This window comes from Arthrobacter sp. 92, assembly GCF_050260325.1.
Classification (GTDB): domain Bacteria; phylum Actinomycetota; class Actinomycetes; order Actinomycetales; family Micrococcaceae; genus Arthrobacter.
Genome location: NZ_CP189863.1, coordinates 122,323 through 136,249 on the forward strand (window position 1 = coordinate 122,323; position 13,927 = coordinate 136,249).

At 65.6% G+C, this 13,927-nt stretch carries 14 protein-coding genes; 8 read left to right on the forward strand and 6 right to left on the reverse strand.

Annotation, left to right across the window (positions count from 1 at the left end):
• Window positions 1-8 precede the first annotated feature (8 nt).
• Window positions 9-1,373 (reverse strand): sugar transferase, encoded by a 1,365-nt coding sequence (locus tag ACP4XC_RS00580; protein WP_427172946.1) that lies wholly within the window; start codon window positions 1,371-1,373, stop codon window positions 9-11.
• A gap of 737 nt (window positions 1,374-2,110) precedes the next feature.
• Here ACP4XC_RS00580 and ACP4XC_RS00585 point away from each other — a divergent pair.
• The 6 genes from ACP4XC_RS00585 to ACP4XC_RS00610 all read left to right on the forward strand — a co-directional run bounded on the left by ACP4XC_RS00585 (window position 2,111) and on the right by ACP4XC_RS00610 (window position 8,418).
• Window positions 2,111-2,962 (forward strand): amino acid-binding protein, encoded by an 852-nt coding sequence (locus ACP4XC_RS00585; protein ID WP_427172947.1) that lies wholly within the window; start codon window positions 2,111-2,113, stop codon window positions 2,960-2,962.
• 325 nt (window positions 2,963-3,287) lie between these two features.
• Complete coding sequence (locus ACP4XC_RS00590) at window positions 3,288-4,640, forward strand: MFS transporter (protein ID WP_427172948.1); 1,353 nt, start codon at window positions 3,288-3,290, stop codon at window positions 4,638-4,640.
• 68 nt (window positions 4,641-4,708) lie between these two features.
• Complete coding sequence (locus tag ACP4XC_RS00595) at window positions 4,709-5,392, forward strand: GntR family transcriptional regulator (protein ID WP_427172949.1); 684 nt, start codon at window positions 4,709-4,711, stop codon at window positions 5,390-5,392.
• The gene (locus tag ACP4XC_RS00600) at window positions 5,389-6,213 is read left to right on the forward strand and encodes an aspartate/glutamate racemase family protein (protein ID WP_427172950.1); all 825 of its coding nucleotides are present in this window, start codon (window positions 5,389-5,391) and stop codon (window positions 6,211-6,213) included. Before ACP4XC_RS00595 ends, ACP4XC_RS00600 begins: the two co-directional genes overlap by 4 nt.
• A 7-nt stretch (window positions 6,214-6,220) precedes the next feature.
• Window positions 6,221-7,681, forward strand: coding sequence for an amidohydrolase family protein (locus ACP4XC_RS00605; protein WP_427172951.1), 1,461 nt, complete (start codon window positions 6,221-6,223; stop codon window positions 7,679-7,681).
• Between the two features lie 8 nt (window positions 7,682-7,689).
• Window positions 7,690-8,418 carry a maleate cis-trans isomerase family protein gene (locus ACP4XC_RS00610; RefSeq protein ID WP_427172952.1) on the forward strand — a complete coding sequence of 243 codons (729 nt, stop codon included), beginning with the start codon at window positions 7,690-7,692 and terminating at the stop codon, window positions 8,416-8,418.
• A gap of 19 nt (window positions 8,419-8,437) precedes the next feature.
• On the opposite strand, the gene ACP4XC_RS00615 is transcribed toward ACP4XC_RS00610, so the two are convergent.
• Window positions 8,438-9,385: a diacylglycerol/lipid kinase family protein gene (locus tag ACP4XC_RS00615; RefSeq protein ID WP_427172953.1), complete on the reverse strand. Its 948-nt coding sequence runs from the start codon at window positions 9,383-9,385 to the stop codon at window positions 8,438-8,440.
• Window positions 9,386-9,595: 210 nt separating this feature from the next.
• On the opposite strand from ACP4XC_RS00615, the gene ACP4XC_RS00620 reads away from it, so the two are divergent.
• Window positions 9,596-9,820 (forward strand): hypothetical protein, encoded by a 225-nt coding sequence (locus ACP4XC_RS00620; protein WP_427172954.1) that lies wholly within the window; start codon window positions 9,596-9,598, stop codon window positions 9,818-9,820.
• Window positions 9,821-9,928: 108 nt separating this feature from the next.
• Window positions 9,929-10,375 (forward strand): pyridoxamine 5'-phosphate oxidase family protein, encoded by a 447-nt coding sequence (locus ACP4XC_RS00625; RefSeq protein ID WP_427172955.1) that lies wholly within the window; start codon window positions 9,929-9,931, stop codon window positions 10,373-10,375.
• Window positions 10,376-10,398: 23 nt separating this feature from the next.
• Here the strand turns inward: ACP4XC_RS00625 and ACP4XC_RS00630 are convergent, their stop codons facing one another.
• From ACP4XC_RS00630 to ACP4XC_RS00645, 4 genes are all read right to left on the reverse strand, one after another.
• On the reverse strand, window positions 10,399-11,223 hold the full coding sequence (locus tag ACP4XC_RS00630; RefSeq protein WP_427172956.1) for an IclR family transcriptional regulator domain-containing protein: 825 nt from the start codon (window positions 11,221-11,223) through the stop codon (window positions 10,399-10,401).
• A gap of 130 nt (window positions 11,224-11,353) precedes the next feature.
• Window positions 11,354-12,058, reverse strand: coding sequence for a 3-oxoacid CoA-transferase subunit B (locus ACP4XC_RS00635; protein ID WP_427172957.1), 705 nt, complete (start codon window positions 12,056-12,058; stop codon window positions 11,354-11,356).
• A gap of 1 nt (window position 12,059) precedes the next feature.
• Window positions 12,060-12,719 carry a 3-oxoacid CoA-transferase subunit A gene (locus tag ACP4XC_RS00640; protein WP_427172958.1) on the reverse strand — a complete coding sequence of 220 codons (660 nt, stop codon included), beginning with the start codon at window positions 12,717-12,719 and terminating at the stop codon, window positions 12,060-12,062.
• A 2-nt stretch (window positions 12,720-12,721) separates the two neighbouring features.
• Entirely contained in the window at window positions 12,722-13,921 is a 1,200-nt protein-coding gene (locus ACP4XC_RS00645) for a thiolase family protein (RefSeq protein WP_427172959.1), read from the reverse strand.
• Window positions 13,922-13,927 lie beyond the last annotated feature (6 nt).

Consider the following 13,927-nt stretch of genomic DNA (forward strand, 5'->3'; position numbering starts at 1 on the left):
CCTTCTTCTCAGTACGCGCCCGCGGGCAGGCACATTGCTTTGAAGGTTCGCCACATGATGATGACGTCCCCCATGATTGACCAGTTTTCGACGTAATAGAGGTCGAGGCGCACGGCCTCATCCCAAGGCAGGTCCGAACGGCCGTTTACCTGCCACAAGCCCGTGATGCCCGGCTTAATGAGCAGGCGGCGATGAGTATGCCGTTCGTACGCCTCCACCTCCCGCGGTAGCGGCGGCCGTGGCCCCACCAGGCTCATTTCTCCGGTGAGGACGTTCCAGAACTGGGGCAGCTCGTCCAGGGAGAACCTGCGCATCCAGCGGCCGCAGCTGGTCACGCGTGGATCGTTCTGGATCTTGAAGAGAACGCCGGCGGCCTCGTTCCGTTCCATCAGCGCGGCGAGCGATGCCTCGGCATCGGTCGCCATGGAGCGGAATTTGATCATCAGGAAGGGCCTTCCTGCCTTGCCCACCCTCTTTTGCTTGAAGAAGACCGGACCGGGGCTGTCCCTTTTGACAACGATCGCCAGGAAGAGGAAGAGCGGTGAGAGCAGGACCAGGGCCGCCGATGCGACGACGAGGTCCAGCAGGCGCTTGAAGATATGTTTGCCGCCGCTGTAGTGCGGCACGTCCACGTGCATCAGTGGCAGTCCCTCCACGGGGCGCCAATGGATCCGGGGTCCGGCAACGTTTGTCAACGTAGAGGCGAGCACCAGCTCAGCCGAATACTCTTCCAGCCGCCAGCCCAGTTCGCGGATGCACTGGTTGCCTCCCGGCACCGGACCGGCCACGATCACGGCTTCGGCGCCGATCCAGCCGACGGTGCGGACTACGTCGTCTATGGAGGAGAGGACCGGAATCCGCCGCCCATCAACGTCCAGCATCATGCCGCGGCGCGCTCCCGGGAGGCAGACTCCCAGGATTTCGTAAACAGCGCCTGACTTCTTGGCGATCCGCTTGAGCACGTACCGTACGTCCTCCGGCTGGCCTACGACGATGGCCTTCACTAGATACTGGCCCTGGATTTGCTGCTGGTTGTACCACCGGCGTGCGAGCCAGCGGTTTGCCAGCACGGCCACCATCCCCACTGGAAGCGCCACCACGTAGAAGGTCCATGCAGATTCAAGACGAAACGTCACCAGAATCACTGCCAGAAACCCGAACACGCGGCTACTAGCCACCACCACGCGTTTGTATTCGCTGACCCCGACGCCCATGACCTTCGGATCGCGGGTGCGGTAGATATCCAACGCGCCGATCCACATCAACGCGAGGACCACGCCGAACCCTGCCCCGAGAGCGTTGTCGCGGTTAGCCGCAAAGGGAAGCCCGGCGTTGAACCGGACAACGTAGCCGGTCAGGACCGAGACGAACACAAGTGCCGAGTCCGTACAGCGCACAAATCGGGCCAGGAAGCGGGCCCACTCACGCCCGGACCGTTTGGCCGCCGGGAGCCGCCCCGGGCTTCCAGGAGTCGACTCCGAATGCAGGAACAACCGGTCGCCCTGACTCGCCGTCGGGGACTGTTTGGCGTCCGGACTCGGACCTATCGCTTGAAACTTGAGGCTGAAGGGGCTTGTCTTCCCAACCTGGGTCATAACGGCTGCCTGACACAGGTGACGGAAAGGCCCGTCGGACTTCCGTCGCCGCGATGCATAAGAGCCCTAGCGGCAAATGTGAAGTCCGGCGGATAACTCAGCCGAACTCGCCCCAGACCTGCGTGAGATGTCGCCACATTCCACCCCCAGGTGCTCGCTTTATCGACACCGTCCGATGCCTTCCCCAATAGAAGTCCATCGGCGGTGGCCGCGTCACGAGCGCCTTATACCCGGGTTTGCGTTCAAGAATTCAACGTTAAGGACGGGCATTACCCGGTTTGGAGCGGACCGGTGGGGTGTTCGTCGTCTCGGTACTTGGCTTTGGGGGAACGATCGAGGTATCAACACCCCGGCTCCCACCCGCATTGAGGAGGTTAAATGTCCTGCAAAATCGTCCGTAAGATTCCTCCCCGGCCTAAGGAGAGCACACCAGCCGGGGCCGCCGCCCATGAGGTTTCGCGCGATCGTGACGCACGCGCAATAAGGCTGAAACCGCCGCCAGACATGCTGAGGACATGAAGCCCAAGGCGCAGTCCCCCATAACTACTGACTTGAGCTGCGAAGTCTGCGGCCAGATGCCCGAACCCACCAAAACCCGGCTCACCGTGGCGAACGTCGCCGTGATGCTGCCAATCGAGCTCCTGGTGCACGCAGCGGTGGTGGAAACCCAGCTCCCCTACGTGGCCAAGGTCCTGGTCCTGACCCTGACGGCCACGGTATTGGTGATCTGGGTGGCCGAACCCTCCGCGGCGCGCTTGCTGCGACGCTGGCTGCATGCACCGGCCCTGCGCCATCGCAAGCGCCTAAGCTCGGCGCAATCCCTGTGGCGCGCCCGGACAATCCTGAGGGACCAGCCGGGCTCGCTCCAGAAGATCACGCAGTCACTCGCACGGCTGGACACGAACATCCTGAGCATCCACATCCATCCGGTGGCGGGCGGTGTGCTGGATGAGTTTGTGCTTTCCGCCCCGGACAACCTCGGTGAGCGTGAGCTGCTGGAAGCCCTGCGGGACGGCGGGGGCAGGCACCCCCACGTATGGCCCACCACGGCGCTGGCCATGGTCGACGGGCAAACCAGGGCTCTCAGCCTGGCCGCCCGGATCGCAGGCAATCCCGCCGAGTTGCCCTTGGCCGTTGCGGAACTCCTGTCGGCCAGAATCGAACAACCGCGACCGGTTGGCAGCCACCAAGTGGCTGGCACGTCGATGGATCCCGCGACCACCTTGAAGATCCCCACCGCGTGGAGCGGCCCCATCACGTTCTCGCGGCCAGGCGAACCCTTCACTCCCGCCGAATCAGCACGTGCCCATCGACTGGCCGAGCTGGCTGAGATCCTTGCCCACGCGCCGGCACCTGAAAACCGCTGACTGGGAACTGACTGGGAGCTGATTGAGAACAGGCAGCTGAGAGCCGGCGTCGGTACCGCGTGCCCGGCCACAATCGACCGGTCACAATCGGTAAATAGGGAGCACGGGCGCGCGAAAAGACAAAAGCCCTTGACAGTGGCAGGGGTCACTTCTATCTTTGATTTTGGGATCCCAAAACGGGATCCCAAAACGATCTTTCCGGGAGTCCCTTGACGCAAACCCGGACAGTCCCGGATCAGGCTACGTCCACGGTGCACCCGGCAACGGGTCCTCCACACCCCAGATTCTTTCCCCAGCCCGCGATCTTCCCCGTATAGGAGAAGCTGTGTCTCTTCAAAACACCGAAACTGAATCTTCATCAGTCACCACCACACCGGAGTCAAAAACCGGCACCGACGGCGTGCAACGGCGCACCAACGTCCGCTGGAAAATGTTCCTTCTTTTGCTTGTCCTCGTGTCCGTCAACTACATCGACAGGGGCTCCATCTCGGTGGCCCTCCCCATCATCCAAAAAGAGTTCAACATGGCACCGGAGCTGGTGGGCCTGCTGTTGTCCGCTTTCTTCTGGACCTACGCCCTCATGCAGATCCCGGTGGGGTGGCTCATCGACAAGTTCGGTCCGCGAAAGGTCATGACTGCCTCGTGCGTCGGCTGGGGGGCGGCAACGGCCGCCTCAGGCCTGGCTGGCGGATTCCTCACCATGTTCATCGCCCGCCTGGGCATCGGCGTTACCGAGGCCGGCGTGATGCCTGCAGGCGGCAAGCTCAACGCCATCTGGATGCACAAATCGGAGCGTGGCCGCGGAGCGACGATCCTGGACGCGGGCGCCCCCTTGGGCGCCGGTATCGGCGGCATCCTCATCGCCGGTCTGATCGCCTCCACCGGCAGTTGGCGCAGCTCCTTCATCATCGCCGGCGCGGCAACGGTGCTGATGGGCCTCGCGGTCTGGTGGTACGTCCGCGACAACCCACGCCAGCACCGGGGCGTCAACGCCGCCGAGGCCGCCTACATCGAGGCCTCCCACGCCGCAGAGGACGCCGAAGCCGAACTCGACGGCAGCAAAGGCAAGCGTGCGCTGCTTCCCTACCTGAAGTTTCGTTCCTTCTGGGCCATGTGCTTCGGCTGGCTGGGTTTCAACGGCGTGTTCTACGGCCTGCTGACCTGGGGCCCGCTCTACCTCGCCCAAGCCAAGGGCTTCGACCTGAAGACCATCGGCTGGTCCACGTTCGTGATCTTCGGCGCCGGCTTCGTCGGGGAAATCCTGGGCGGCACCATCGCGGACAAGTGGCGTGCGTCCGGCGCCTCCGCCAACCGGGTTATGCGCACCCTGTTGGGCATCTCCAGCGCTGTGGTGATCGGCGGCCTCGTGGGGGTCACGGTAGTGGCGGATCCGACGACGGCGGTGGTGCTGCTCTCCGTGGTGATGTTCTTCCTGCGCTGGGTGGGCCTCTTCTGGAGCATCCCTTCCATCCTTGGCGGCCGCACCAATGCCGGCGTCCTGGGCGGCGCCATGAACTTCAGCGGCAACATCTCCGGCTTCGTCACCCCCATCGCGGTTGGCCTGATTGTCGGCGCCACGGGCTCGTACACCTGGGCGCTGCTGTATTTCGTGGGATCCGCCATCGTTATGAGTGCGTCAGTCCTGACGCTGGACTACAACAAGCGGCTTCCTGTCTAAGCTAGCCACGCAACACCTGTTCCCGGAGCCGGGAACGCAATGCCATATAAGAACCCGAATGGAGCACCATGCTTGCCGCAGAAGAAACCCGGGACAAGGAACGCCCCCTCCGCGAGGCTGTCCGGGACACGCTCCGCACCAGGATCTTTGAAGGGCATTACGTTCCCGGCACCAGGCTGGTGGAACGCGACCTTGCCGCCGAGTTCAACGTCTCCCGCCTCCCCGTCCGGGAAGCCCTGCGCATGCTCCGCCAGGAAGGGCTCATCAGCGACCGGGGCGCCCGCGGAGCCGAAGTCAGCACGCTCAGCCCGAAGGATGTGGAGGACCTCTTCGACGTCCGGCAGTCGCTGGAGGTGCTGGCCTGCCGGCTTGCCGCCGCCCGCGCCACTGCCGACGATCTGAGCCACCTCGAAGGTCTCCTGGAAGAAGCCGATCGCTGCCTGGCCAAAGGCGCCGTTATGGAAGCGCACCGTGCCAACAGCGAATTCCACGATGCCATCACCCGCATCGCGGACAACGGATTCCTCAAGTCCGCACTGGAACCCCTCCAAGGGCGCATGCACTGGCTTTTCCGCCATGTGAGCGACCTCCCCGAACTCATCGAAGAGCACCGCGCCCTCTACGCCGCCATCGCCAGTGGCGACCCCGACCGGGCAGCCGCCCAATCGGCGTCGCACATCGGTAAGTACCGCGAACAGTTCCCGGAGGATTTCCGCCGGACAGAACCCGCGCTTCATCGGAAGAACAAATGAAACTCCTTGTTATCAACCCCAACATCAGCAATGACGTCACGGCACTGATCGAGGCTGAGGCCCTGCGTTCCGCATCGCCCGGCACCGAACTCGTGGTCCGCACCGCCGGGCACGGCGTCGAATACATCGAGACCCGCTTCGAGTCCCTGATCGCAGCCGGCGCCGTCGCCGAAATCATTGCCGGGTTCACCCGCGAGGCGGGACCGGCCAGCGGAGGAACGAGCGACGACGGCGCGAACCACGCCGGCGGAATCGACGGCGTGGTTGTGGCGGCGTTCGGCGACCCCGGCATGCCCGCCCTCAAGGAACTCGTCGACGTCCCCGTCATCGGAATCACCGAAGCGGCCCTGTGCGCGGCGGCCCTGCAGGGCCACCGGTTCTCCATCATCGCCATCTCGGACCGGATCAGGCCCTGGTACCTGGACTGCGTGGAGCGCTTCGGCCTCGGCGGCCGGCTGGCATCCATCCGTTCTATCAACGAAAGCCTTGCCGGCATCGGCTCCGTCCAGCATGACTTCAAGGACACCCTGCTGGCGCTCAGCCGGCAGGCCGTCGCGGAAGACGGAGCCGACGTCGTCATCCTGGCGGGCGCACCCCTGGCCGGACTGGCACGCGAACTCGGCGGCCAGATCCCCGTCCCGGTGGTGGACAGTATTTCCGCGGGCATCCGCATGGCGGAGGCCGTCGTCGGGTTGAAGTCCGGACCGCACCGGGCGGGCGCTTTCGCGCCGCCACCGCCCAAACAACGCCAGGGCCTCTCCGAGAACCTGGACGCCGCACTGACGGCTGCCCGGTTCGCACCCGCCGCTTCACAGAATTAGGAGGACAATGATGTCCCATCTGCCAGACCTCGTCATCGCACACGGCACCGTGGTCAATAGCTTCGGCCGCCGGCGCGCCCATGTGGTGGTCCGCGACGGCCGCATTGAGCAGCTCATCGACGCCACCGAGCCCGTCCCCGCCGCCACCCGCATCATTGACGCTGCCGGCCGGATGGTGATCCCCGGCGGCGTGGACGGCCACTGCCATGTGGCCCAGGTGACCGGACGGTTCAGGACCCTGGACGACTACCGCACCACGTCCACCGCGGCGCTCTGGGGCGGCACCACCACCATCATCGATTTCGGCATCCCCCGGGACGCGCACGAGAGCCCACTTGCGGCCGTGCTGAACAAGAAGGAGCTGGCACGGGAGTCGCGCTGCGACGTGGCCCTGCACGGCTCGGTGGTCAGCTGGGATGAAACCGTGCCCTGGCAGCTGGAGCAACTCGCCGCCGAGGGCGTCCGGTCGGTCAAGATGTACACCACCAACCGCGGCACTACCATGGCCGACGGGGACACGATCCTGAAGGTCATGCGCGAGATGGTCCGACTTGACGGCCTCACCTACATCCATGCCGAGCACGACCCCATCATTGCCGACTGCACCCAGCAGCACGCGGACGACGGCCGGATCGGCATCGAGCACCTGCACCGCACACGCCCGGAGCTGGCGGAGGAAATTTCGGTCAAGGAAACCCTGGCCATGGCCAACTACACGAACGCCCCCGTGTACTTTGTGCACCAGTCGACCCCCGGAGCGGTGGACCTGGTGACCGAGGCCCGCAGGCAGGGCCGTGAAGCGTTCTCCGAGACATGCCCGCACTACCTCACGCTGGACGACTCGGTCTACGGCACGGCGTTTCCCGAGTGGTACGCCTGCTGCCCGCCCATGCGCAGCGCCGAAACAGTGGCAGAGTTGAAGGACCGGCTCGCCTCGGGCGCTATTCACGCCGTCGCTTCGGACCACTCCTGCTACGACCTCTCGCAAAAGCGCGAACGGTCCGACGACGTCCGGGCCATGCCGCACGGCCTGCCCGGGGTGGAAACCCGGATGCCGGTGACGTTCACAGCCATGATGGAAGCCGGCGCGGCCTCGGCAGGCACCCTGGAAGACTTCGTCGAAGTGTTCGCGGCCGGACCTGCCCGGATCAATGCCGTTCCCCGCAAGGGGACCATCGCCGCGGGATTCGACGCTGACCTGGTGATCTTCGACCCGGCCGAGCAGCGCACCGTTGACGGTGGCGCACTGCACATGGGCACGGACTTCTCGCCGTTCAACGGCAGGAGCCTCAGCGGCTGGCCCGCCGTCGTGGTGTCCGCCGGTCGCGTCGTGGTGGACACCGACGGATTCCACGATCCTGGTCCCGTGGGCCGCTATGTTCACCGTAACGGTTTCCGGGCCCATCAGGACGCCGCGGCTGGCTCCACGTCAGCAACCGCCCTCAACGCCGTCCCGGCCAACCCCTAGGAGCAAACGTGCCTTCCGCAACACGCCCTGCACGCATTGGCATGATAGTGCCGTCCTCCAACACCTGCCTCGAGCCGCAAAGCTACCGGATTTTGGGCGACCGCGACGACGTCACCATCCACTTCACCCGGATCCCGGTCACCCGCATCGCATTGGACGACTCGTCCGACCGACAGTTCGACCCGACGGTGATGCGCGCGGCCGGCCAGCTGCTGGCGACGGCGGACGTGGACGTCATCGCCTGGAACGGCACTTCGGGCTCCTGGCTCGGAGCGGAGCATGACCGTGGGCTGGTACAGGAAATCCGGGACGCCACCGGAATCCCCGCCACCACCTCCACCCTGGCTTACCTGGAGGCGTTCAGAAGCTTCGGCACGGAGCGCATCGGGCTCTTCACTCCGTACACCGAGGACGTGAACCGTGCCATCATGGCGTCGTACCAGCGGGACGGCATCAAGACCATCGATCACCGGGCCCTGGGCTTGAGCGACAACGAATCCTTCGGCCGTGTGACGGACGACGAAATGCGCCCCGCGTCCCTGGAGCTCGCCTCCGCGCGGCCCGACGCGCTGATCTACCTATGCACCAACCTGTACGGCGCCAACATCGCTGCGGAGGTCGAGTCCGAGACCGGAGTTCCAGTACTGGACTCGGTGGCCGTGACCCTGTGGCACTGCCTCAAAATTGCCGGCTCCCCCTTGCTCGCACCGAGGTGGGGCAGGCTGCTGGCCGGCTAGACCGGAAGCAGGCCCTGAGTCAGGCCCCCGCAGCAGCGGTCATCCGGATCTTGAGGGCGTCGGGCTCCACGCGGACCGAGAGGTGCTTGCCGGTCCCCAGATGGTCCCCGTCCAGCTGGAATTCTTGCTCGTGGTCCAGGGTGATTTCGGCCGATTTCCCCTGGAAATAGTCCACGGATTCGGTCTCGTTCTTGTTCTTGCCGAACACGCCGGCCACCACGCCAAGCCAGCCCAGGCGGCCTTTCGGGGACATGACCAGCAGGTCCAGCACGCCGTCGTCGAACTTGGCCTCAGGGAAGATTTCCACGCCCCCCATGATCCGGCCGCAGTTGCCGATCATCACGCTGCGGATCCGCCGGCCGATGGGCCGTGCCCCATCAATGCTGATTTTGGCCTTGACGGGTTTGCCCGGCAGCTTGCGGATTCCCGCCTCAACGTACGCCAGCCAGCCCATCCGGTCCTTCAGCACGTCAACGGTGTCTGCCATGATGGCGGCGTCATAGCCCAGGCCGGCCATGACCAGGAAGACCTTTTCGTCGTCGGAGTGGTCCAGGGTTGCCCTGACCACGTCCACCGTGCTTTCGGTCCCGTTGAGGACGTCATAGGCCGCCGACACAGGGTCGGTGAGGTCAATCCCGAGGTTGCGTGCCAGCAGGTTGCCGGTGCCCAGCGGGACGAGCCCCAACGGCACCCCCGTGCCGGCCAACACCTCGGCCACGCAGCGGACGGTCCCGTCGCCGCCGGCGGCAATGACGACGTCGACGCCCGTCTCAAGCGCCTCCCGGGCCTGCCCTTCGCCCGGGTCTTCGACAGTTGTCTCCAGCCACAGTGGCTCGGCCCAGCCTTGGGTTTCGCAGAGACGGACCAGGGCGCCCCGGAGCTCGTCACCGACGGCCTTTGCGGGGTTGACCACAACGGCGACGCGCCTGGCGTTGCTGTTATCCGGTGTGGAAGTGTTCTCTGGCATAGTGTCCTTCGGGGCAGGATGTGGATCCGGGCAAGCGGTGTTGAGGCTCCAGCGTAGCGGGGACACACGCCGTTCCGGGGTAGCCGGGCCGGGTTCATGGACGGCCAATCACCATGGAAAGTATACTTAGTAGGCTTAGTTAGCGATGCATGTCGCCACGCGGGATCCGCCCGCGGACGCCGTGTGCGCACACGCGAAAGGCGGCCGGAAATGCCAGAACCAGAGGAAAGCTATTCCGCTGAGGCCGAGGCCACGAGCCGGGACCCGCACGACTGGGGACGGGCGATGGCCCTCGCCGTCACACGGCTGGCCGAACAGCTGGCTCCTGAGGATGCCGAGGACATCCACGCGTCGCTGGTGGACAAAGATCTCTGCCTGAACATCCGTGACGACCCGGCGGGCGTGATGATCCGCGTGTCCGTCCCCCGCGAATAGCCCTTCGGCGCAGGCGGCACCGGGCTGCAGCTGGTTCCTGTCGCTGCGCGGCACATCCGGGACTTGTTGCCCTGCCCCTGCCGCGCTTGTGGCCCTAAGCTCGGCAGTATGGACACCTCCGGGGCGGGAAGCGAAACCAAAGATCTGCCTGTTCACGAGTGCTGGAGACATCTTCGGTCATCCTCTGTGGGGCGGTTGGCACTGATCAGCCACAACAAGCCCGAGATCTTCCCGGTCAATTACCTTCCGGGGGACGGGACCGTGATCTTCCGGACCGGTCCAGGCACCAAGCTGGACGCTGTCCTGGAAGGCGGGACAGTGGCCCTTGAAGCGGACGGCCTCAATTCCTACGGCACCATCGCGTGGAGCGTGGTGATCAAAGGCGTACCTGAGGAGATCCCGCCCGGCGAGATACCGCTGGAGGTGCCATCGCCCTGGGAGGCCGGAGCGAAGGACCATCTTGTCCGCATCACGCCCACGGAGCTCAGCGGCCGCCGGTTTGTGATTGCCCCGCCCGCACACTGGTGGCCGCCGCAAGAGGCCTCGGTGGACTGAAACCTTCGGGCTGAACCCGCTGGTTAGTGCATCGCCGAGAGGTCCGCCGAGATCTTTTTTGCCGTGGCCACAATTTCCCGTCGCACGGAATCCAGATAGGCCTCAGGGTCCGGCTTGGCGGCCACGGACTGTGCCTGCAGCGAGACGTTCACCGCAGCCACCACCTTGGTTGGGCCGTCGTACACCGGCGCGGCGATGGACATCAGCCCCAGTTCGAGCTCCTGGTCCAGCAGGCACCAGCCCTGCGCGCGCACGCTGTCCAGGACAGCTGACAGCTCCCGGGCCGTCCGCACCGTCCTGGGTGTCAGGGGCTTGATCTCAACGGCGTCCAGGTAGGCCCGAAGATCTTCCGGCGGCAGCGCGGCGAGCAGCACGCGTCCCATGGACGTGGCGTAGGCGGGGAAGCGGGTGCCCACAGTGATGCCCACGTTCATGATGCGGCGGGTGGTCACCCGGGCGATGTAGGCAATGTCCATGCCGTCCAGGACCGCGGCCGAGGTGGATTCCCCCAGCTTGAGGGAAAGCTCCTCAAGGTGCGGCTGGGCAAGCTGGGGCAGGGACAATCCTGACAGGTAGGCATAGCCAAGCTGAAGTACCTGGGCAGTCAGCGCGAAGGTCTTCCCATCCGTGCGGACGTAGCCCAGTTCCACCAGCGTGTGCAGGAAACGACGGGCCGTGGCGCGCGTGAGCCCCGTCCGCACCGCCACCTCGCTGAGTGTCATCACCGGGTGGTTCGTGTCGAAGGCGCGGATGACGGCAAGCCCCCGCGCCAGTGACTGCACATACTGGTCGCTGGCCTGTGGCGCAGAAGAGGCGCGGGGCGGGGTCTCTGCTGCTGTGTCGGTCATGGTTACCTATCCTATTGGCGCGAACGGACATTTAAGCCCCGCGCAGTCAGCGCGAACGGACATTTAAGCCCCGCGCAGTCAGCGCCGGTGGTGCTCAAGTGCCCGCTCGCGCCATTGGGGTGGTGTGCAGTTACTGCTCGACGGCGGGGGCGGCGGTGAGCGGCACCGGCACCATGGCTTGGAGCTCCTCGAGGGTGCAGCCGAAGGTTTCCCGTACCCGGGCACCGTCCGGACCGAGGAGGAATACGGCCTTGTCGGTGTACACGCGGGTCACGCAGCCGATGCCGGTCAGCGGGTAGGTGCAGGCCTCCACCAGCTTGGAGACGCCGTCGCGGGTCAGGAGCGTCATCATCACAAAGACGTCCTTGGCGCCTGTGGCCAGGTCCATGGCCCCGCCCACGGCAGGGATGGCGTCCGGGGCGCCGGTGTGCCAGTTTGCCAGGTCCCCCGTGGCGGAGACCTGGAAGGCGCCGAGCACACAGATGTCCAGATGACCGCCGCGCATGATCGCGAACGAGTCCGCGTGGTGGAAATAGGACGCACCCGGCAGTTCGGTCACGGGGATCTTGCCCGCGTTGATGAGGTCCTCATCAATTTCGTCGCCCTTAGCCTCGGGACCCATGCCGAGCATGCCGTTCTCGGTGTGGAGCGTGATGTTCTGCTCCGGCTCGAGGTAGTTGGACACCAGGGTGGGCTGGCCAATGCCCAGGTTCACAAAGGAACCGGGCTTGATGTCGCGGGCCACGAGGCGGGCGAGCTCATCGCGGCCCAGCGGCTTTTCGCTGGTCTGCATGCCCATCTGAATACTGGTCTTGTCGCCGGACTGGATAGTCATCTCAGGCCACCTTCACAATGCTGTTGACATAGATGCCGGGGGTCACAATGACCTCCGGGTCGAGGCCGCCCGTGGGGACGATCTCCGAGACCTGGACGATGGTGTGTTTGGCTGCGGCGGCCATGATGGGGCCGAAGTTGCGGGCCGTCTTACGGTAGACGAGGTTTCCCTTACCGTCCGCCTTGAGGGCCTTGATGAGGGCGACGTCGGCATGAATGGGGGTCTCGAAGACCTGCCCGCGGCCATCGAGAATGCGGGTCTCCTTGCCCTCGGCCAGCATGGTGCCGTAGCCCGTGGGGGTGAAAAAGCCACCGATACCCGCGCCGGCGGCACGGATGCGCTCGGCCAGGTTGCCCTGGGGAACAAGCTCGAGTTCGATCTCACCGGCGCGGTACTTGGCGTCGAAGTGCCAGGAATCGGACTGCCGGGGGAAGGAACAGATCATCTTCTTCACCCGGCCTTCCTTAATCAGCAACGCGAGGCCCTGGTCACCCTGGCCGGCGTTGTTGTTCACCACGGTCAAGTCCGTCGCGCCGCAGTCCATCAGCGCGTCAATGAGTTCGAACGGCTGGCCGGCGTTGCCGAACCCGCCAATCATCACGGTGGATCCGTCTTTGATGCCGGCGACGGCCTCGCCAACTGTGTCTACAAAGTTCAGCATGCTCAGCCCTTAACTCCCGAAGTAACATTTTCAAGCACCACGGCCAGGCCCTGCCCGACGCCGATACAGATCGCGGCGACGCCCCAACGCTGCCCGGAGGCCTGCAGGGACCGGGCCAGGGTGCCCAGGATCCGGCCGCCGGAGGCGCCCAGGGGGTGGCCCATCGCGATCGCGCCGCCATGCCCGTTCACGATGGACGGGTCGATGCCCCAGCCGTTGATGCAGGCCAGGGACTGCGCGGCGAAGGCCTCGTTGAGTTCGACGGCGCCAACCTGGTCCCAGCCGATGCCCGCCTTGGCGAGGGCCTTGTTCGCCGCCTCGACCGGGGCGTAGCCGAAGAACTGGGGGTCGTTGGCGTGCGCGCCCCGGCCGGCGATCCGGGCCAGCGGGTCCATCCCCAGGATCCCGGCGGCGTTTTCTGAGCCGAGCCAGGCCGCGGACGCGCCGTCCGAGAGCGGGGAGGCGTTGCCCGCGGTGACCGTGCCGTTCCCGGTGCGGAACACGGTCTTGAGCCCGGCGAGTTTGTCGGCGGAGGACCCGGGGCGGATGCCCTCGTCCCGGACCAGGTCCGTGCCCGGGACCGGGGTCACCAGGTTGTCATAGAAACCCTCGTCCCAGGCCGCGGCGGCCAGGTTGTGCGAGTTGGCCGAAAATTCGTCCTGCGCCTGGCGGGTCACCCCGTACTTCTCGGCCAGCCGCTCGGTGGCCTCGCCCAGGGAGATGGTCCATTCCGCCGGCATCGCCTTGTTCACCAGGCGCCAGCCCAGCGTGGTGGAGGCCAGGGTCATATCCCCCGCCGGGTAGGGCTTCTCGGTTTTGGGCAGCACCCAGGGCGCGCGGGACATCGATTCGGCCCCGCCGATCAGCATCAGCTCCGCGTCCCCGGTGTTGATCTGCCGGGACGCGATGATCGCCGCGTCCAGGGAGGACCCGCAGAGCCGGTTGACCGTGGTGCCCGGGATTGAGACCGGCAGTCCGGCGAGCAGGGTGCCCATCCGGGCGACGTTGCGGTTCTCCTCGCCCGCGCCGTTGGCGTTCCCGAACACCACCTCATCGATCCGCTCCACGTCCAAGGCCGGGGCACGCCTGACGATCTGGCCAATCACATGCGCGGCCAGATCATCCGGCCGCACGCCGGCAAGACCGGAACCGAACTTCCCAAACGGGGTGCGCACGGCATCGTACACAAAAGCGTGATTCATTTCATT

Excerpts from the sequence above, each read along its gene's own strand:
- ACP4XC_RS00600 (WP_427172950.1), top strand. The coding sequence starts at position 5,389 with ATGAAACTCCTTGTTATCAACCCCAACATCAGCAATGACGTCACGGCA.
- ACP4XC_RS00615 (WP_427172953.1), bottom strand. The coding sequence starts at position 9,385 with ATGCCAGAGAACACTTCCACACCGGATAACAGCAACGCCAGGCGCGTC.
- ACP4XC_RS00595 (WP_427172949.1), top strand. The coding sequence starts at position 4,709 with ATGCTTGCCGCAGAAGAAACCCGGGACAAGGAACGCCCCCTCCGCGAG.
- ACP4XC_RS00585 (WP_427172947.1), top strand. The coding sequence starts at position 2,111 with ATGAAGCCCAAGGCGCAGTCCCCCATAACTACTGACTTGAGCTGCGAA.
- ACP4XC_RS00605 (WP_427172951.1), top strand. The coding sequence starts at position 6,221 with ATGATGTCCCATCTGCCAGACCTCGTCATCGCACACGGCACCGTGGTC.
- ACP4XC_RS00630 (WP_427172956.1), bottom strand. The coding sequence starts at position 11,223 with ATGACCGACACAGCAGCAGAGACCCCGCCCCGCGCCTCTTCTGCGCCA.
- ACP4XC_RS00645 (WP_427172959.1), bottom strand. The coding sequence starts at position 13,921 with ATGAATCACGCTTTTGTGTACGATGCCGTGCGCACCCCGTTTGGGAAG.
- ACP4XC_RS00635 (WP_427172957.1), bottom strand. The coding sequence starts at position 12,058 with ATGACTATCCAGTCCGGCGACAAGACCAGTATTCAGATGGGCATGCAG.
- ACP4XC_RS00625 (WP_427172955.1), top strand. The coding sequence starts at position 9,929 with ATGGACACCTCCGGGGCGGGAAGCGAAACCAAAGATCTGCCTGTTCAC.
- ACP4XC_RS00620 (WP_427172954.1), top strand. The coding sequence starts at position 9,596 with ATGCCAGAACCAGAGGAAAGCTATTCCGCTGAGGCCGAGGCCACGAGC.
- ACP4XC_RS00640 (WP_427172958.1), bottom strand. The coding sequence starts at position 12,719 with ATGCTGAACTTTGTAGACACAGTTGGCGAGGCCGTCGCCGGCATCAAA.